Raw genomic sequence first — 19,231 nt, 5'->3', positions numbered from 1 at the left:
GACAGAGGCGGCGGGCTCCCGTGGAGCCCGCCGCCTCCCTCATTCCGCCTCGATCCGCAGGGCCGCCACCCGGGACCGGGCCTCGGCCATGGCCTCGTGGTAGCGGGTCTCCCAGTCCGGGGCGCCGTCCGGGATCGACGCGACGACCTGGCGGCCCAGTTCCGCGCCGTCACCGGCGACCTGGCGGACCAGGACCGTGGTGACGCCGCCGGACGACTCGGTGTGGGTCTCCCACCCGGCCGCCCGCGCCGGCGGCCGGGGCCCCTCGGTGACCGCGTAGTACACCAGGATCACGACCACGGCGAGGACGGCCACCGCCGCCAGCATGATCAGCAGTCGCATGGCCGCCTCACTTGTTCGGGAGCAGGGCGCCGTTGGGGTTGCCGGGGGCGTAGACGGTGATGCCCTGCGGCAGCGCCTTCAGCTCCTCGATCCGCGCGCAGGTGGGGCACTTGGTGTAGCCGTCCTGGCGGGCCTTGTTGGCCGCGGCCTCGGCCTTCGCCGTGGCCACCCGCGCCTGGGCCTCGCTCACCTGGGCGAACGCCGCCTGGGCCCGGTCGACCGCCTCCTGCACCCGGTCCGGGAGGGCGACCTTGACCAGGTTGAAGCGGATGTTGGTGAGGAAGTCGCCGCCCAGCGTCGAGCGCAGGTCGGCGGCCAGGCTGGTGTTGATGGCGGTCTGCACCTTGGCGATGTTGGCGTTGTTGCTCTGCGCCTGCGCCCCCTGCCTGGCCGCCGGGGCCGAGGCGTTCTGCACCAGGGCGCAGGACGACACCAGCTCCGCGCACCGGAAGCTGTTGATCTGGCTGCGCAGATCGTTGTCGATCACCGGGCGGACGATCTGGTCGAGGAAGGCCAGCCAGCCCTGGTCGCCCTCCCACGGGAAGTACGTCTCGCCCTCCGCGCCCCGGAACTTGCGGGTGCCGAACTTGTCGTCGAAGGCGCGCAGGGCCGCGGGCTCCAGGTTGAGGGTGAAGTACAGGGTGCCCTCGATGCCCATGTTGACGCCGTCCGCGCTGGGCACCGTGACGACGTCCACCCCGGAGGTCTCGGCCTTCTTCGCCTCGGAGGTGATGGTGTAGTAACGCTGCTGCGCCGGGTAGCGGTGGACCTTGGAGTAGAGCCCGACCCAGGTACGGCCCGATCCCTGGCCGATGACCTGGCGGATCTTGTTGTCGTCGAAGAAACCGCCGTTGCGCACCACCGCGACCTCGCCGCCGCCGGTCCGCTCGTACCCGCCGAGCAGGGCGCTCAGCACGGGCCCTCCGACCAGGACCAGCACGACCGCCATCGCGATGGCGGTACGACGCCGCGGTCGCCGCGATCCCCTTACGGCGGACGACTCCCTCGTGGTCACGGCCCCTCCTTCCTCCCGTGGCCGCACGGCCCCGGGTGCGGCACTCTGACGCAACGGAGCCGCGAGGGGATCCCCCTGGCCGGAGCCGGTCGCGGCCCGTTCCGGACCGGGATGCGGCGCTTGGAGGAGGGCCTTACGAAAGGCGGGAAAGACGATTATCTAGACTGCCCTGCGAGGTTGAGGGAGGAGACCCACGTGCGCAAGGTCCTGATCGCCAACCGCGGTGAGATCGCGGTCCGAATCGCCCGCGCCTGCCGCGACGCCGGGCTGGCCAGTGTCGCGGTGTACGCCGAGCCGGACCTGGACGCCCTGCACGTTCGGGTCGCCGACGAGGCGTACGCGCTGGGCGGCCAGACGGCCGCCGACAGCTACCTGAACATCGACAAGATCCTCAAGGTCGCCGCGGAGGCCGGAGCGGACGCCGTGCACCCCGGCTACGGCTTCCTGGCCGAGAACGCCGACTTCGCCACCGCCGTGGAGGCCGCCGGGCTGACCTGGATCGGCCCCCCGCCCTCCGCGATCACCGCGCTGGGCGACAAGGTCCAGGCCCGCCACATCGCGCAGAAGGTCGGCGCGCCGCTGGTCGCCGGCACCAAGGACCCGGTCTCGGGCGCCGAGGAGGTCGTCGCGTTCGCCGAGGAGCACGGCCTGCCGATCGCGATCAAGGCCGCGTTCGGCGGCGGCGGGCGCGGCCTCAAGGTCGCCCGCAGCCTCGACGAGGTCGCCGACCTGTACGAGTCGGCGGTCCGCGAGGCGGTCGCGGCCTTCGGGCGCGGCGAGTGCTTCGTCGAGCGCTACCTCGACCGTCCCCGGCACGTCGAGACCCAGTGCCTGGCCGACAAGCACGGCAACGTCGTGGTCGTCTCCACGCGCGACTGCTCCCTGCAGCGCCGCCACCAGAAGCTGGTGGAGGAGGCCCCCGCGCCGTTCCTCAGCGAGGAGCAGCTCGACCTGCTCTACACCTCCTCCAAGGCCATCCTCAAGGAGGCCGGGTACGTCGGCGCCGGCACGTGCGAGTTCCTGGTCGGCCAGGACGGCACCATCTCCTTCCTCGAGGTCAACACCCGCCTCCAGGTCGAGCACCCCGTCACCGAGGAGGTCGCGGGCATCGACCTGGTGCGGGAGATGTTCCGCGTCGCCGACGGCGAGGAGCTGGGGTACGACGACCCCGTGCTGCGCGGCCACTCGATCGAGTTCCGGATCAACGCCGAGGACCCGGGCCGCAACTTCCTGCCCGCCGTCGGCACCCTCACGGCCTGGCAGCCCCCCTCCGGTCCCGGCGTGCGGCTGGACACCGGGTGCGTCGAGGGCCAGACCATCCCGCAGCAGTTCGACTCCATGATCGCCAAGCTGGTCGTCACCGGCGCCACCCGCCGCCAGGCCGTCGAACGCTCGCGCCGCGCCCTCGCCGAGTTCACGGTCGAGGGCATGCCGACCGTGCTCCCGTTCCACCGGGCCGTCCTGGACGACCCCGCCTTCGTGCCCGACGACGACACCGCGCCGTTCTCCGTCCACACGCGGTGGATCGAGACCGAGTTCGACAACACGCTGCCCCCGTACGAGGGCCCGGTGGCCACGCCCGAGGACGCCGAGGCGGGCGAGCGCGAGCGGGTCACCGTGGAGGTCGGCGGCAAGCGCGTCGAGGTCGTGCTGCCCGCGGGGCTGGGCGCCTCCGCGGCGGCGGGCGCCGCCCAGGGCGGGGCCGCACCGGCCAAGCGGCGGGCGGGCAAGAAGGGCGGCGCGGCCCAGGCGTCCGGTGACGCCCTGGTCAGCCCGATGCAGGGCACGATCGTCAAGATCGTCGCCGAGGAGGGCGCGACCGTGGCGGCCGGCGACCCGGTCGTGGTCCTGGAGGCCATGAAGATGGAGCAGCCGCTGAACGCGCACAAGGCCGGCACGGTCACCGGCCTGGCCGCCGAGGTCGGCCAGACCGTCTCCAACGGCGCGGCGATCTGCGAGATCAAGGGCGACTGAGCCCCTCGGTGGACGCTCTTGCCCGAGCCCCCGGCTCCCCGCGAAGGGATCCGGGGGCTTCGTGCTGTACGGGCCGTGCCGTCCGGGCCGTGCCGTCCGGGCCGTGCCGGGGCGGCCGGATGGACCACCGCGTGCCGGGTATGGAGTTATTTCGGACACTTTGACGGGGTATCCGGCATCCGGGCGGAACGGCGCGCGGTGCCTGCTCGTCTACCAGATGAGGAGGCACACTGAAACCATGAACACCGAACCTCGGCCGGAGCGCGCCGCACGCGGAATCCGCCGCGGCGCACTGGCGGCGGCCGCGGCCGCGGCGCTGGTGCTGCTGCTCGGTTTCGCCGCCCCCGCGCAGGCGGACGACAACGTCTCCACCATCGCCAAGGGACTGACCAGTTCCCGGCTCTACGTGACCGAGGCGGCGCGGGGTCAGGCGTCGCTCGACCAGAACGCCGTCCAGGGGGCCCTGAACCGCAGCTCCGACGCCGACATCCGGGCCGTGGTGGTCCGCAACGGCGTCGGGCAGCAGGAGATGGGCCGGATGCTCGTGGCGGTCAAGGACCGCGTGGGCAAGGGCGAGACCTACGTGGCGATCACCGCGGACGGCTCGCGCATGACGGGCATCTCCAAGAAGTTCGACGCCCGTGAGATCAACCGGCTGATCGCGCAGGCCGATCCCGGCAGCGGGAACGTCCAGACCCGGCTGGTCTCGTTCGCCGGCGCGGCCGAGGTCAAGGCCGACGACCAGGCCCGCTCCAGCATGATCGGCGGTTTCGTCACGCTCGGCGTGGTGATCGTGGTCATGGCCGGGGCCCTGGGCGCCTTCCTCGTGGCCGGCAGGCGCCGGCGCGATCGGGAGGCCCGGGAGATGGCCGAGCTGAAGAAGGGCGTCGAGGAGGACGTGACGCTGCTCGGCGAGGACATCGCCGCGCTCGACCTCAACGTCATGGACCACGATCTCGCCCCCGAGACCCGCCGTGACTACGAGCGGGCGATGAACTCCTACGACGAGGCCAAGTCCGCGACCGAGCGGGCCGCCAGGCCGTCCGACATGGAGAGCGTCACCACGGCGCTGGAGGACGGCCGCTACCACATGACCGCCACCCGGGCCCGGCTGGCGGGGGAGCCCGTGCCCGAGCGGCGCGCGCCCTGCTTCTTCAACCCGCAGCACGGGCCGTCCGCCCAGGACGTCACCTGGGCGCCTCCGGGGGGCATGGCACGCTCCGTGCCGGCCTGCCGGGCGGACGCGCAGCGCGTGCTCAGGGGCGAGAGCCCCGACATCCGGATGGTGCCCTACGGCGACGGCCGCCGCCCGTACTACGACGCGGGACCGGCGTACGCGCCGTACGCGGGCGGCTACTACGCCCCGTACGGCGGTGTCGACCTGCTCAGCGGCATGATGATCGGCACCATGCTGGGCTCCATGATGGGCGGGGGCTTCGGCGGCGGCTTCGACGGCGGCGCCGGGATGGGCGGCTTCGGCGGTGACGGCGGCGATGTCGGCGGCGGCTGGGACTTCGGCGGCGGCGACTTCGGAGGGGGCGGTGACTTCGGCGGCTTCTGACGGCCGCCCGGGCCGCGGTCCCGCGACGCCCGGCGGTACGAGGGAAAGCATGGCATGACACGGTCGCCCGGCGACCCGGGCCCGCTGCGGTGGGCCCGGTACACGCTGGGCTTCCGTCTTCCCGAGGAGAACCGCGACTGGGTCCGGCACGATCTCACCGACGCCGGGTGGCGCGGCCGGATCCTCGTCCGCCACCTCGCCCTGATGATCCCGATCTGCGCGGTGCTGGCGCTGCTGCCCGCGTCCTGGGGCATCCGGGTACTGCTGGTGGCACTGGTCCTGGGCTCCAGCACCTTCACCGTCCTGATCAGCGCGAACGAGCTGCGCCGGGCCCGGCTGCGCCAGCACCGGCTCATCCCTCCGCGCTGACGGGGACGCCCCGTCCCGGCCGGGCGGGGGCCGCCGGGGGCTCGGTGGACCGGCCGCAGCGGCGGCAGGCGCCCCGGCGGCGGAGGTGGTACGCGAGGGTCGCGGCACCGAGCGCGACACCCCAGGCGACGAAGATCAGGCCGGGCAGGGTGATGGCCCACCCGCTCGGTTCGACGTCGAGCCGGAGGTTCATCAGCCCGGCCGGCACGAGGACCACCGCGACGACGGACGCGGGGACGACGGCCAGCGCGGGAGGCACCCGCCGCCCCGCCTTGAACCAGATCCACCGCGGATAGACCTCGCCCCAGCGGTGCACGAGGCCGTGGGTGAGGACGCCGCCGATGAGCGAGGCGATCCCGAAGCCGAGGCCGGCCTCCAGCATCCCGGGCGTGTCCTGCATCATCCGCAGGAACGACTCGGGGATGCCCAGCGGGTACCCGAAGAACCAGGCGAGCCGGGTGATCTCGTACGGGGCGGCGGCGAGGCACGCGGCCCAGACGGCCCACCTCCCCCACCGCCGGGCCGATTCCGGCGTCGTCCAGCGCGGGGGCGGCCGGTCGGCCCGGCCGCAGTGAACGCACTTCCCGCTCGTCCGGCGCTGGTGGGCGAGCGCGGCGCCGGCCCACAGCAGGCCGCCGACGAAGAGGATGACGAGGTTCACCCGGTGCCAGTAGAGGATGTCGCCGATCCCGTCCTGGGCGCCGGGCACCCCGGTGACGGCGAACACCAGCAGCAGCGGCGCCAGCGCCACGAGGGCGATGAGGAAGTAGTCGGGGATCACCAGGGCGAACGAGACGGCCTGCGCCCAGGCGAGGACGAGCATCGCCTTCCGGGCGGTGCCGCGGCCGTGCCCGCGCGCCATGGCCAGGCCGAGGACGGCTCCCCCGAGCCCGACGGCGGCCATGACGGGCGCGACGACGTGCACGTCGGTCCCCTCCAGCACGGACCCGGACCGGTGCGCGTCGTCCACCGGCCCGAACGGGTAGCCGGTGCCTCCCAGGGCCCAGTGGAGCCCGAGCATTCCGTAGATCAGCGACCAGCCGGCCGCCGCGTACCCGGTCCAGGCGGGCCACAGGCCCCACCAGCGGGATATCAGTCTCACCCTGTCCTCCTGTGCTTGCCGATGCGTCAAGCGTGGGGCGGGCGGGGACGGCGCGGCCATGTGCCGTTCCGCATGTCCGGGCGCCGTGGGGGCCGTTCGATGTGCCGTTCGGCAGGGGCGGATCCGGGGCCCGGATGCCTAAGCTCGGGACGTGCGACGAGGGAACGTGCGGTGGCGGCGGAGCGTGGGGGCGGGCCTGGCCGGCGGGACGGCGCTGCTCGGTCTCTGCGCCGCGCCGCTGTACGGCTGGACGGTCACGGTGCCGGTCGCGGCGGTGGTCGCTGTCACCGCCGGTGTGCTCGCCGGGTGGCCGGACGTACGGGACCGGATCTGGGCCGCCGCCGCGGGGGCGGGCGGGGTGTCGCTGGCGGCGACCGCGGCGGCCTGGGCCTCGTCCGGTGACCGGTACGTGGAGGGCGCCACCCTCGCGGGCGTGCTGGCGCCGGCCGAGGCGGGCGGGCTGGTGGTGCTGACCGTCCTGGCGGTACGGGTGGCGCCGCCCTCCCTGGCGGTGGCCGGGGCGGGCCTGGCCGGGGCCGCCGTGCCGTGCTGGGTGCTGCGGTTCGGGGATCCCGGCGCGGTCACGGCCGTCGCGCTGGGCGCGTGGTCGCTGCCCGTCCTGCTCGCCGTCGCCGCCGGGCTCTACCTGAGGTCCCTGGACGATCGGCGGCGCCGCTCGGTGGCCGCCGCGCGGCGGCGGCAGCGGCGGGAGCTGGCGAGCGATCTGCACGACTTCGTGGCGCACGACGTGAGCGCGATGCTCGCCCAGGCCCAGGCGGGCCGGATCGTGGCCGGGCGCGACCCGGACGCGGCCGCCCGCGCGTTCGAGACGATCGAACGTGCGGCGCTCCGCGCGCTGGCGTCCCTGGACCGGACGGTGCGGATGCTGCACTCGGATCCGGACGGCGACACGGACGGCGGCAGCGGCGGCGGCACGGGCAGCGACACGGACGGCGGCACGGACGGCAGCATCGGCGGCGACACGGGCGGCGACACGGGCGGCGGGGTCGCGCCCGTCCCCACCCTCGGCGACCTTCCGGGGCTGGCGTCCGCGTTCACCGCGTCCGGCGGCGTCCCGGTCCGCCTCGACCTCGAACCGGGCCTGGTCGTACCGCGTGAGGTCGGCGCCACCGCGTACCGGGTGGTCACGGAGGCCCTGACGAACGTGCGCCGGCACGCGCCCGGAGCGAGCGGGGTGGACGTGAGCGTGCGCCGCGCGGCGGGCTCGCGGACGGTGCGCGTCCTCGTCACCGACGACGCCCCCGGCGGCGCGGCGGGGACGCCGGGACGGCGGGGCGGGCTGGGGCTGCCCGGCCTGCGGGAACGCGTCGAGGTGCTGGGCGGCACGCTGGCCGCCGGGCCGCGCGACCCGTCCGGATGGCGGGTGGCGGCCGAGCTGCCGCTGGGCGGGTGAGCGGCGGCGGTGCGAGCATGTCGGGCATGACGACCCGGATCCTGGTGGCCGACGACCAGGACGACGTGCGCGGCGCGTTCCGGATCATCCTGGACGCGCAGCCGGACATGACCGTGATCGCGGAGGCGGCCGACGGTGCCTCGGCGGTCGAGCAGGCACGGCTGCTGCGCCCCGACGTGGTGCTGGCCGACATCCGGATGCCCGTCCTGGACGGCCTGGAGGTGACCCGGCTCCTGGCCGGCCCGGACGTGCCCGCCCCGCTCCGGGTCGTGGTGGTCACCACGTTCGACCTCGACGAGTACGTGCACACGGCGCTGCGCCACGGCGCCTGCGGGTTCCTGCTCAAGCGGTCGAGCCCGGCGCTGCTGGTGGAGGCGGTGCGCGCCGCGATGTCGGGGGACACGCTGATCAGCCCGCAGATCACCGTGCGGCTGCTGCGGGACCTGGCGGCGCCGCCGCGGCGCACGGTGCCGGGCGGGGCGCTGTCGGGCCGGGAGATCGAGGTCGCCCGACTGGTCGCGCGGGGCCACACCAACGCGGAGATCGCCGCCGCGCTGTTCCTCTCGCCGGGCACCGTCAAGAACCATGTCGCCGCCGTCCAGCGCAAGCTCGGCGCCCGCAACCGGGTCGGCGTCGCCGCGTGGGCATGGGAGAACGGCCACGCCACCGGCCCGTGACGCCGCCCAGGGGCCGGGCCGCTAGAAGGCGTGCTCGGACATCAGGCGGCGGGACGCCTCGGTGATGCTGCCCGACAGCGACGGGTAGACGGCGAACGTGTGCGCGAGCTGGTCGACGGTCAGGTGCTGCTGGACGGCCACGGACACGCCCAGGATCAGTTCGCTCGCCCGGGGCGCGACGATGACGCCGCCGAGCACGATCCCGGTGGAGGGGCGGCAGAACAGCTTGACGAAGCCGTCCTCGAAGCCCTGCATCTTGGCGCGGGCGTTGCTGAACAGCGGCAGCATGACGGTACGGGCGTTGACGTCGCCGGAGTCGACCATCGTCTGCGTCACGCCGACCGAGGCGACCTCGGGGTCGGTGAAGATGTTGGACGACACCCAGCCGAGCTTGAGCGGCTGGACGGCCTCGCCGAGCGCGTGCCACATCGCGATGCGGCCCTGCATGCCCGCCACCGAGGCCAGCATCAGGATGCCGGTGCAGTCGCCGGAGGCGTAGATGTGCGGGACGCTGGTGCGGGAGACCTTGTCGACCTCCACGAAGCCGCGCGCGTTCAGCCGTACGCCGGCCTTCTCCAGGCCGATGCCGCGGGTGTTGGGCTCCATGCCGACCGTCATCAGGCAGTGCGAGCCCTCGACCTTGCGGCCGTCCTCCAGGGTGACGACCACGCTGTCGCCGGAACGCTCCACGCCGGCCGCCCGGGACCGCGACATGACGTTCATACCTCGGCGCAGGAAGACGTCCTGCAGGACGGCGGCGGCGTCGGCGTCCTCGGTGGGCAGGATCCGGTCGCGCGAGGACACCAGCGTCACGCGGGACCCCAGCGACAGGTAGGCGCCGGCCAGCTCGGCCCCGGTCACGCCGGAGCCGACCACGATCAGCTCCTCGGGCAGCACGGGCAGGTCGTACAGCTGCCGCCAGTTGAGGATGCGCTCGCCGTCGGGCTCGGAGCCGGGCAGCACGCGCGGGGTGGCGCCGGTGGCGACGAGGACGATGTCGGCCTCGATCCGGCGGTCGCCGACCGTGACGAGGTGCGGCTCGGCCAGCCGCGCCTCACCCCGGACGATCTTGACGTCCTCGTAGGCGAGCCGCTCGGCGACGTCGAACGACTGGGCGCGGGCCAGGTCCTTCACGCGCTTGTTGACGGTGGGCAGGTCGACCTCGAGGCCGCCGACGATGCCGTCCGGGCCGCCGTTGAACCGCAGGCCCAGCCCGGCCGACTCCGACATCACCGCCATCCGGGTCGAGGTCGCGATGAGCGTCTTGGAGGGCACGCAGTCGGTGAGCACGCAGGCGCCGCCGGGGCCGTCGCGCTCGACCACGGTCACGTCGGCGCCGAGCTGCGCCGCGACGAGGGCGGCCTCGTAACCGCCCGGGCCTCCTCCTATGATCACGATGCGGGTCACCCGTCCATTGTTTCTCACCCCGGGCAGTGGCCCGACCAGGGCTCCCCACCGGACCGACCGGGGCTTCTCACCGGGCCGGCCAGGGCTCCTCACCAGGCCGTCCGCGGCTCGCCCCGGCCGGGTCCCCGAAACCGGGGGCACCTGACGTACGCTTGGCGACCGTGGCACTGTACGCGGCGTACGCCTCCAACATGGACCCCGAGCAGATGGCGGCCCGGGCTCCGCACTCGCCCATGCGCGGCACCGGCTGGCTGGCGGGCTGGCGGCTGACCTTCGGCGGCCAGGACGTGGGCTGGGACGGCGCCCTGGCGACCGTCGTCGAGGACTCCGACGAGCAGGTCTTCGTCGTGCTCTACGACGTGCCCGCCTGGGACGAGACCGAGCTGGACGCCTGGGAGGGCGCGGCCCTCGGCGTCTACCGCAAGACCCGGGTCCGGGTGTCCACGCTCGACGGCGACGTCCTGTGCTGGGTCTACGTGCTGGACGACTACGAGGGCGGCCTGCCCTCGGCCCGCTATCTGGGCATCCTCGCCGACGCCGCGGAGGCCGCCGGCGCCCCCGACGACTACGTCAAGGGCCTGCGCACGCGGCCGTGCAAGTCGCTCGGAGACTGAGCGCGCGCCCGGCGCGGCGGCGCCCGGCGGCCGGAGATCGGTGCCCGGAACGAGCCGGTAGTGTCGGCACGTGAGCAACGACCCCTATGAACTGGCGCGGGCCGCCGCGGAGCAGCTGCGCGCCCGGACGCCTTTCGACGACTTCGACGTGGCCCTGGTCATGGGCTCCGGCTGGGTCCCGGCCGCCGACGTGCTCGGCGCGCCGGAGGCCGAGTTCGCGGTCACCGAGCTGCCGGGGTTCGCTCCGCCGGCCGTGGAGGGCCACGCGGGGCGGCTGCGCGCGGTGGAGGTCGGCGGGCGGCGGGCCCTGGTCTTCCTCGGCCGCACGCACCTGTACGAGGGGCTCGGCGTCGACCCGGTGGTGCACGGTGTCCGCACCGCCCTGGCCGCCGGGGCCCGCGTGGTCGTCCTGACGAACGCCGCGGGCGGGCTGCGGCCCGAGCACCAGCGGGTGGGCGACCCGGTGCTGATCTCCGACCACCTCAACCTGACCGGCGACAGCCCGCTGACCGGGCCGACCTTCCTGGACCTCACCGAGGCGTACTCGGGGCGGCTGCGGGCGCTGGCGCGGGAGGTCGACCCGACGCTGGGCGAGGGCGTGTACGCGGGGCTGCGCGGGCCGACGTACGAGACCCCGGCCGAGATCCGGATGCTCCGTACGCTGGGCGCCGACATGGTCGGGATGTCCACCGTGGCGGAGACCATCGCGGCGCGGCAGGGCGGCGCCGAGGTGCTGGGCATCTCGCTGGTGACCAACATCGCGGCCGGGCTGGCCGAGGGGACCCTCGACCACGAGGAGGTGCTCGCCGCCGGGCGGGCCGCCGCCACCCGGATGGGCGAGCTGCTGGCCACGGTCATCTCCAAGGTGTGAGCCCGATGAACGACCGACCGGACCCGAGCGAACTGCGGCGGCGGGCCGAGGCGTGGCTGGCGCAGGACCCCGACCCGGTGACGGCCGCGGAGCTGCGCGCGATCCTGGAGTCCGGGGACGGTGCGGCGCTGGCCGGCCGGTTCGGCGCCCGGCTGGAGTTCGGCACCGCGGGGCTGCGCGGCGAGCTGGGCGCGGGCCCCAACCGGATGAACCGAGTGACGGTCATGCGCGCCGCCGCCGGCCTCGCGGCCCGGCTCCGTGACGCGGCGGAGTCCCCCTCGCCCGGCTCGGGCGTGGTGATCGGGTACGACGCGCGGCACGGGTCCGAACGGTTCGCGCTGGACACCGCCGCGGTCGTGACCGGGGCGGGGCTGCCCGCGTGGCTGCTCCCCCGGCCGCTGCCCACGCCGGTGCTGGCGTTCGCCGTACGCCACCTGGGCGCCGCGGCGGGGGTCATGGTGACGGCCAGCCACAACCCGCCGCGCGACAACGGCTACAAGGTCTACTGGGGCGACGGCGCGCAGATCGTCCCGCCGCTGGACGCGGAGATCTCGGCGGCCATCGACGCGGTCGGGCGGGTGGACGGGCTGCCGCTCGGGGAGGACTGGACGGTCCTCGGCGACGAGATCGTCGAGGCGTACCTGGACGCGCTGTCCGGGCTGCCGCTCGGCGGCGCCCGCGACGTCCGGACGGTCTACACGCCGCTGCACGGGGTCGGCCGGGACGTGCTGCTGCGCGCGTTCGCGCGGGCGGGGTTCCCCGAGCCGGCCGTGGTCCCCGAGCAGGCCGACCCGGACCCGGACTTCCCCACCGTGGCGTTCCCCAACCCCGAGGAACCGGGCGCCATGGACCTGGCGCTCGCCCTGGCCGCGCGCACCGGCGCCGACCTGGTGATCGCCAACGACCCGGACGCGGACCGCTGCGCGGTCGCGGTGCCCGACCCGGCGGCCGAAAGCGGCTGGCGGCAGCTCACCGGGGACGAGGTCGGCGGGCTCCTGGCCGAGCACGTGCTGCGCCACACCGGCGGCGCGGACCGCCTGGTGGTGACCACGATCGTGTCCTCGTCGCTGCTGTCGGCGATCGCCGGGGCACGGGGCGCGCGGTCCGCCGAGACGCTGACCGGATTCAAATGGATCATGAAGGCGGGCACGCCCGCCGACCGGATCGTGTTCGGGTACGAGGAGGCCCTGGGCTACAGCGTCGGCGGCGACGGCGGCGTGATCGTCCACGACAAGGACGGGATCGGCGCCGCGCTGGCGGTGGCCGCGCTGGCCGCCGAGGCGGCGCGGGAGGGCCGGTCGCTCACCGATCTGCTGGACGAGCAGGCCCGCCGGTACGGGCTGCACGCCACCGCGCAGCTGTCGGTCCGGGTGACCGACCTGGCGCTGATCGGCGCGGCGATGGCCCGGCTGCGCGAGGCGCCCCCGGCGGAGCTGGCCGGGCGCGCGGTGGAACAGGCCGACGACCTGTCCCTGGGGGCGGACGGGCTGCCTCCCACCGACGGGCTGCGGTTCCGGCTGGCCGCCGGGGCGTCCGGCGGCCCCGCCCGGGTCGTCGTCCGGCCCTCGGGCACCGAGCCCAAGCTCAAGTGCTACCTGGAGGTGGTGCGGCCCGTCCCGGCGGACGGGGACGTCGCCGCCGCCCGCACCGCGGCCCGCGCCGATCTCGGCGCACTCCGCGACGCCCTCGCCGCCGTCCTGGACCTCCCCGGCGCCTGAGGGGTCAGCCCAGCAGAGCGAGCAGCGCGGCGACGATCACCAGCGCGCCGGGGACGGCCAGGGCCGCGACCGCCGCCGGCGACCAGGTCAGCGCCCCCGCGCCGGCGGGCGTCTCCGGCGGCGCGGGCCGGGCCCCCTCCGCCACCGCGGCCTTGGGACGGTGGCGGTCGGCGATCTCGTTGAGCTGCTGGGCGGCGTACGTCGCCGGGGTGCGGCCCTTCAGCTTCGCGGCAACGGCCCCCGGCTGGTGGCGGGCGTCCCGCCGGGCCCTGGCCTCGGCCTTGGCCTGGGCGCGCGGCGAGGTGTGCAGCACCCACGACCTGACCTTGCGCTCGCCGCCGCCCTCCTCGGCGAACGTGACCATCAGGGCCTCGGCCCCCTCGATCCTCCGCGCGGCGGGCCAGGGCACCCGCGCGTCCCGCAGCGGGTTGCGGAGGGTGAGGCCCTCCTCGTCGGCGACCACGGCGGGCCGTAGGCCCAGGACGTAGGCGATGCCGCAGCCGAGCAGGAGCAGGGCGGTCATGACCACCGAGGCCATGTCCCGCCCGCGCACGGCGATGTCGAGGAGGTTGAGCGCGGCGAAGGCCACGAACGCCCAGGCGCCCACCCGGGCGCCGGTGGACCGGATCGTCAGCAGCGGGGTCATGTCCGCATCATGCCAGGACCGCCCGGCCGCCTCTCACCTCTCGCCCCGCAGCTCCGCGTACGCGGGCTTGATCACTTCGTTGATCAGTTCGAGCCGTTCGGCGAAGTCGATGAAGGCCGACTTCATCGCGTTCACCGTGAACCACTGCAGGTCGTCCCAGGTGTAGCCGAACGTGCCGGCCAGCTTGGCGAACTCCTCGGTGGGCGTGGTGCCGCTCATCAGCCGGTTGTCGGTGTTGACGGTGACCCGGAAGCCCAGCCGCCGCAGCAGCCCGATCGGGTGCTCGGCGATCGACTTGGCGGCGCCGGTCTGGATGTTGGAGGTCGGGCACATCTCCAGCGGGATCCGCTTGTCGCGCACGTACGCGGCCAGCCGGCCGAGCTTGGGCGCGCCGTCACCGTCCTCGGTGATGTCGTCGATGATCCGCACCCCGTGGCCGAGCCGGTCGGCGCCGCACCACTGGATCGCCTGCCAGATGGACGGGAGCCCGAACCCCTCGCCCGCGTGGATGGTGAAGTGGGCGTTCTCCCGCTGCAGGTACTCGAACGCGTCGAGGTGGCGGGTGGGCGGGTAGCCGGCCTCCGCGCCCGCGATGTCGAACCCGACCACCCCGGCGTCCCGGTACCGGACGGCCAGTTCGGCGATCTCCATGCTGCGCGCCTGGTGCCGCATCGCGGTGACCAGCGTCCCGACCCGGATCCCGTGGTCGCGGCGCCCCTGCCGGAACCCCTCCAGGACGGCCTCCACGACCTGCTCCAAGGACAGGCCGCCCGCCAGGTGCTGCTCGGGGGCGTACCGCACCTCGGCGTAGATGACGCCGTCCCCGGCCAGGTCCTCGGCGCACTCGTAGGCCACCCGGGTCAGCGCCTCGGCCGACTGCATGACCCCGACGGTGTGCGAGAAGGTCTCCAGGTAGCGCTCCAGCGACCCCGAGTTCGACGCCTCGGTGAACCAGGTGCGCAGGTTGCCGGCGTCGGTCGTCGGGAGATCGCCGTAGCCGCCGTCCCGGGCGAGATCCACGATGGTCTCGGTGCGCAGGCCGCCGTCCAGGTGATCGTGCAGCAGGACCTTGGGCGCGCGCCGGATGTCTTCGAGCGACGGACGATCGTTCATCTCAAGAATCTACCCGGCGCCCACCCTCCGCACGTTGGCAACTCTCGCCTACGAACCGCCCTTTTCCTGGTGTTCACCGCCAGGCGACCGCCCCGCGCCTCAGCGGGCAGGAGACGCGGCACGCGCCTGGGCGGTGGTCATGAGGGCGTGGGCTCCGTGGTCAGTTCGGTGTGACGGGCGGCGGCGCGGGCGATGTCGGGGCCCCGTTCCCAGAGGTCGGCGGGGTCGTCCGGCACCAGCGGCGCCCGTACGGCGTCCATCATCGGGTACGACAGCGTCCACGGCAGGCAGCGGCCGGGGGCGGCGGGGTCGGCGAACAGCGCGCGGATCCCGTCCGGGATCTCCGCCGGTGGCAACCGCGACCACTCGCCAAAGCAGATCGTGGCCGCGTCGACCAGGGACATTCCCGTACGTTCGGCCAGTTCGCGGGCCCACGCCGGGTCCTGCGGCACGGGCCCGCGTTCGGCGAGGAGGCGGCACAGCGCGGCGACCCGGTCGGCGCCGCCCCAGCCCTGCGGAACGGGATGTCCCTTGATCTCCCAGTCGGGGAGGCCGAGAGGGCCGAACGTGCCTTCGGGCGAATGTTCGAGGGCCTCGGAACGGTCGGTGTAGTGATGGCCGAAGACCAGGGACCCGTTCGGGGTGCGCCACAGTTCCAGTTCCCGGGGGCGCAGCCCGTCTCCGGTCCAGGTCAGGGTGAGGGCGCGCCAGCGTCCGCTGCCGTCGCCCGTGGGGGTTTGCGCCCTGGCGCGCAGGCTTTCGAGCCACGCTTCGCGGTTGTGCTCCTCCGTCCAGGGCCGGGTGGCGGCCAGCGCGTGCGCGCCCATCTTGCCGAAGTCGTGGTGGGTCCCCTTGCCGATGTCGCCGACGACGTCGATCGGGTGCGCGCTTTCCTTCAGCGGGCGCCGGGCCGCGTCAGCCATGAGCGCGCCCAGGCGCCGGCCGTAGGCGACCGTACGGAGGGACTTCGCGACCGGGAGGTCGCGGCGGGTGCGCAGGTCGGGCGGCAGGGACGGCTGCGGAGGCAACCCGAGCACGTCGCGCAGCCGGACCGACCGGTACATGCACTCGACGGTCGTGACGGCCATCGAGACGACCTCGTTCCGCAGCGGGACCTCCAGCCCCGGGACGGCCTCCGCGGCCTCCAGCGGGCCGCTGATCGCCGCGTCCACCAGCCGCTCGGCCTGCCGGCGGTCGAACGCGCGCAGGACCGCCGATCCCTCGGGGTCCGCGGGGACGAGGTGGGGCCACCAGCCGGGCGGGGCGAGCAGGAGGCGATCCTGCTTCTGCGTCGGCGAGTAGGGCAGCACGGCGGTCACCGTCCCGTCGTGGGCGGTGACGGTGATCGCGCCGCGCTCGTAGGCGACGCGGGCGGGACCGGCCGCGCCCGGGAACGTCACCTCGGCCGAGGACGGGGCCTCCGGGCGGCGGCGGAAGGTGTCCGGGTCCACGCTGAGGACCGGGCCCACGAACCGGTCCTGCTCCACGAGGAAGGTCTGCCAGGCGCCGTCCCGGTGGCGCGAGAAGAGGTCGGCGCCGCCGGCGTGCCAGGCACCGGCCCTGCCCTGCGCGGACAGGGTGTGGTCCTGCGGTTCGAGGAGCGGCCCTTTGGACGGGGCGGGGCGGCCGTGCGGGCCGATGACCTGGAGGCTCCCGTTCCTCCAGGTGATGGTGAGGAGGTCCATGTGCTGGAGGATCCGCACGTCGCCGCTGTCGTGCCTGCTCCGGTACGGGAGGGCCAGCTCGGACGGGATGCCGCCGCGGAGGGCGCCCAGCAGGGCGGTCACCGGGTCGGCCAGGTCCAGCCCGGCCGCGAGGCCGGGATCGAGGTCCTGGTAGCCCGCCTCGGCCAGCGGCACCAGCCGGCCGAGCGCGTGGTCCAATTCGGGCAGCGACCCCGAGCCCGCCTGCGCCTTCCACCCCCGGACGAGTTCGCGCAGGAGTTCCCGCAGCGCCGGTTCCGCCCACAGCGCGCGCAGCGCCGCCCGGCCGCCGGTGTGCGCGCGGCTGCTCAGGCCGTGCACGAACGCGTCCACCTGGACGGTGAGGGCGTGGCGGGCCTCGGGCCGTTCCTCCGGCAGCCGGGCCGCGAGCGCCCCGAAATCGATCTTCTCCGGCTTCCAGGAACAGGGCTCGACGTCACGGCGGTACCGCGTGAACATCGACGAGCCGGGGCCCGGCAGCGCGTCGTACACCGAACCGCCCGGGTACGGCAGCGCCGGGTCGTCCACGGCGGCCCCGGGCGCGGGGAGGAGCCGTTCACCGGCCTGGTCGACCAGCCGGAACAGCACCTCGGGCTCGCAGCGGCGGCCGGTGGTGAAGAACCACTCCGGCGGCACGTGGGCGCCCGCGTCCGCCTCGGCCAGCGCCTCCAGCCACATCTGGCGGATCTCCGCGGCCAGGTCGGCGTCCTGCGCGCGCTCGTCCGGCTCGGCGCGCAGCAGCAGGTCCAGGACGCCGGGGTCACCGGCCGCGATCCGGCCGAGCGGGCGCCGCGCGGCCCTCCAGACCGCGTGCGAGGCCCCCGGGAGCACGCCGGTGCGCAGCAGGCGCGCGGCGAGGCCGTCCTCGGCGTCCCGCTTCTTGACGCCCGCCGCCTTGGCGAGCGTCAGCAGGTCCGGGAAGATCCGCGCGTACGGGACGACGCCCGCCGCGAAGGCCGTCTCCAGGATCTCCAGGAAGCGGGCGTGCGCCTCATCCGCCGCCGGCCCCTCGGCCATCAGCTTGACGTGGTCGCGCAGCGCCCCCGGCGGGACCGCGTCCAGCGGCGCGAACTCCAGGAAGACAGCGTGCAGCCGGTCCAGGTCGCGCAGGCCGGGGTGCTTCTTCTCGACCTTGCGGGCCTCACCGAACGCCCACTCCGCCAGTTCCCGGACCCCGGCCGCCGCGAACTCCCGGCACGCCTCCTCGAAGAACGGGGGCAGGTCGGCGGCGGGCAGGGGCCGTGCGAGCCTGGTCACCCCCGACTTCGCCGCGCGCGGATCGGACTGGGCGGTGGCGGCCAGGGCGGCCAGTGAGGGGTGCTGGGTCGGCATGCCGGATCAGACTCGCCCGCCCGCGGACGGGTTCCCCTTACCCCTCAGGAACCCCTCTCCTCTCACAGACCTCTCAGGCCCCTCAGGAACCCCCCTAGGAGACGCGGTCGATGATGAGCGGGGGCAGGTCGGCGGCGCCGTCCTCGGCGATCTCAACGGCGCCCTCCAGCGCCTCCAGGGCGCGCGGGAAGCGCGCCACGTCGTCGGCGTACAGCGACAGCAGCGGCTGCCCCGCCACGACCTTGTCACCGGGCTTGGCGTGGCAGACGATCCCCGCGCCGAACGACACCGGGTCCTCCTTGCGCGCCCGGCCCGCGCCCAGGCGCCAGGCGGCCACACCGACGCCGAAGGCGTCCAGGCGGGTGAGGACGCCGGAGGACGGGGCGGTCAGCTCGTGCGCCTCCCGCGCCACCGGCAGCGGCGCGCGGGGGTCGCCGCCCTGCGCCGCGATCATCCGGTTCCACACGTCCATCGCCGAGCCGTCGCGCAGCGCGTCGGCCGGGTCCTTGGCGCCCTCCATGCCGGCCGCGGCGAGCATCTCGCGGCCGAGCGCGACGGTCAGCTCGACCACGTCCGCCGGGCCGCCCCCCGCCAGCACCTCGACCGACTCGGCGACCTCCACCGCGTTCCCGACGGCGTTGCCCAGCGGACGGTCCATGGCGGTCAGCAGCGCGACCGTCCGCACACCGTGGTCGGCGCCGATGGCGACCATCGTCTCGGCCAGCTCGCGGGCGTCCCCGGCCGTCTTCATGAACGCGCCCGAGCCCACCTTGACGTCCAGCACCAGCGCCCCGGTGCCCTCCGCGATCTTCTTCGACATGATCGAGGACGCGATCAGCGGGATCGACTCGACCGTGCCGGTCACGTCGCGCAGCGCGTACAGCTTGCGGTCGGCCGGGGCCAGCCCGCCGCCCGCCGCGCACACCACCGCGCCCGTGCCGCGCAGCACCGCCAGCATCTCGGCGGTGCTCAGCGAGGCCCGCCAGCCCGGGATCGACTCCAGCTTGTCCAGGGTGCCGCCGGTGTGCCCGAGCCCGCGTCCCGACAGCTGCGGCACCGCGGCGCCGCAGGCCGCCACCGCCGGGGCCAGCGGCAACGTGATCTTGTCGCCCACGCCGCCGGTGGAGTGCTTGTCGGTGGTCGGCCGGTCCAGCGCCGACCACTCCATCCGCTCCCCGGAGTCGATCATCGCCTGGGTCCACCGGGACACCTCGGCGCGGCTCATCCCGTTCAGCAGGATCGCCATGGCCAGGGCCGACATCTGCTCCTCGGCCACCTCGCCGCGGGTGTACGCGGCGACCGCCCAGTCGATCTGCGCGGGCGTCAGCTCCGCGCCGTCCCGCTTGGCCCGGATGACGTCGATCGCGTCCACG

16 protein-coding genes are annotated in these 19,231 nt (G+C 74.7%); 8 read left to right on the top strand and 8 right to left on the bottom strand.

Annotated features, from left to right (window positions below):
* Positions 1-39: 39 nt before the first annotated feature.
* Entirely contained in the window at positions 40-342 is a 303-nt protein-coding gene (locus IW256_RS03575) for a hypothetical protein (RefSeq protein ID WP_197009582.1), read from the bottom strand.
* A gap of 7 nt (positions 343-349) precedes the next feature.
* On the bottom strand, positions 350-1,291 hold the full coding sequence (locus IW256_RS03570; protein WP_197009581.1) for an SPFH domain-containing protein: 942 nt from the start codon (positions 1,289-1,291) through the stop codon (positions 350-352).
* Between the two features lie 261 nt (positions 1,292-1,552).
* Here IW256_RS03570 and IW256_RS03565 point away from each other — a divergent pair, with 261 nt between their 5' ends.
* From IW256_RS03565 to IW256_RS03555, 3 genes are all read left to right on the top strand, one after another.
* Positions 1,553-3,331 (top strand): acetyl/propionyl/methylcrotonyl-CoA carboxylase subunit alpha, encoded by a 1,779-nt coding sequence (locus tag IW256_RS03565; RefSeq protein ID WP_197009580.1) that lies wholly within the window; start codon positions 1,553-1,555, stop codon positions 3,329-3,331.
* Positions 3,332-3,569: 238 nt separating this feature from the next.
* Positions 3,570-4,892, top strand: coding sequence for a hypothetical protein (locus tag IW256_RS03560; RefSeq protein WP_197009579.1), 1,323 nt, complete (start codon positions 3,570-3,572; stop codon positions 4,890-4,892).
* A 54-nt stretch (positions 4,893-4,946) separates the two neighbouring features.
* Complete coding sequence (locus IW256_RS03555; protein WP_197009578.1) at positions 4,947-5,261, top strand: DUF5313 family protein; 315 nt, start codon at positions 4,947-4,949, stop codon at positions 5,259-5,261.
* Here the strand turns inward: IW256_RS03555 and IW256_RS03550 are convergent.
* Complete coding sequence (locus tag IW256_RS03550) at positions 5,245-6,363, bottom strand: hypothetical protein (protein WP_197009577.1); 1,119 nt, start codon at positions 6,361-6,363, stop codon at positions 5,245-5,247. The two genes, IW256_RS03555 and IW256_RS03550, sit on opposite strands and share 17 nt — an antisense overlap.
* 151 nt (positions 6,364-6,514) lie before the next feature.
* On the opposite strand from IW256_RS03550, the gene IW256_RS42630 reads away from it, so the two are divergent.
* Together IW256_RS42630 and IW256_RS03540 are read left to right on the top strand one after the other, a co-directional pair.
* Positions 6,515-7,777, top strand: coding sequence for a sensor histidine kinase (locus tag IW256_RS42630; RefSeq protein ID WP_197009576.1), 1,263 nt, complete (start codon positions 6,515-6,517; stop codon positions 7,775-7,777).
* 26 nt (positions 7,778-7,803) lie between these two features.
* A complete protein-coding gene (locus IW256_RS03540; RefSeq protein ID WP_197009575.1) occupies positions 7,804-8,454 on the top strand; it encodes a response regulator in 651 nt (216 codons plus the stop codon).
* A gap of 21 nt (positions 8,455-8,475) precedes the next feature.
* On the opposite strand, the gene IW256_RS03535 is transcribed toward IW256_RS03540, so the two are convergent.
* Positions 8,476-9,861 carry an NAD(P)H-quinone dehydrogenase gene (locus IW256_RS03535; protein WP_197009574.1) on the bottom strand — a complete coding sequence of 462 codons (1,386 nt, stop codon included), beginning with the start codon at positions 9,859-9,861 and terminating at the stop codon, positions 8,476-8,478.
* Positions 9,862-10,022: 161 nt separating this feature from the next.
* On the opposite strand from IW256_RS03535, the gene IW256_RS03530 reads away from it, so the two are divergent.
* From IW256_RS03530 to IW256_RS03520, 3 genes are all read left to right on the top strand, one after another.
* A complete protein-coding gene (locus tag IW256_RS03530; RefSeq protein ID WP_197009573.1) occupies positions 10,023-10,475 on the top strand; it encodes a gamma-glutamylcyclotransferase in 453 nt (150 codons plus the stop codon).
* A gap of 70 nt (positions 10,476-10,545) precedes the next feature.
* Positions 10,546-11,346, top strand: coding sequence for a purine-nucleoside phosphorylase (locus IW256_RS03525; RefSeq protein WP_197009572.1), 801 nt, complete (start codon positions 10,546-10,548; stop codon positions 11,344-11,346).
* A 5-nt stretch (positions 11,347-11,351) separates the two neighbouring features.
* Positions 11,352-13,064, top strand: a complete 1,713-nt coding sequence (locus IW256_RS03520) for a phospho-sugar mutase (protein WP_197009571.1) — start codon at positions 11,352-11,354, stop codon at positions 13,062-13,064.
* Between the two features lie 4 nt (positions 13,065-13,068).
* Here the strand turns inward: IW256_RS03520 and IW256_RS03515 are convergent, their stop codons facing one another.
* From IW256_RS03515 to IW256_RS03500, 4 genes are all read right to left on the bottom strand, one after another.
* Entirely contained in the window at positions 13,069-13,710 is a 642-nt protein-coding gene (locus IW256_RS03515; protein WP_197009570.1) for a PH domain-containing protein, read from the bottom strand.
* Between the two features lie 33 nt (positions 13,711-13,743).
* Complete coding sequence (locus tag IW256_RS03510) at positions 13,744-14,823, bottom strand: adenosine deaminase (protein ID WP_197009569.1); 1,080 nt, start codon at positions 14,821-14,823, stop codon at positions 13,744-13,746.
* Between the two features lie 137 nt (positions 14,824-14,960).
* Complete coding sequence (locus IW256_RS03505; RefSeq protein ID WP_197009568.1) at positions 14,961-17,858, bottom strand: hypothetical protein; 2,898 nt, start codon at positions 17,856-17,858, stop codon at positions 14,961-14,963.
* Between the two features lie 94 nt (positions 17,859-17,952).
* Positions 17,953-19,230, bottom strand: coding sequence for a thymidine phosphorylase (locus tag IW256_RS03500; RefSeq protein ID WP_197009567.1), 1,278 nt, complete (start codon positions 19,228-19,230; stop codon positions 17,953-17,955).
* Between the last annotated feature and the right edge of the window lies 1 nt (position 19,231).

Source organism: Actinomadura viridis (genome assembly GCF_015751755.1).
GTDB lineage: Bacteria > Actinomycetota > Actinomycetes > Streptosporangiales > Streptosporangiaceae > Spirillospora > Spirillospora viridis.
Note: the sequence above shows the minus strand (reverse complement) of the source record. Positions and strands in the feature narration are given on the sequence as shown.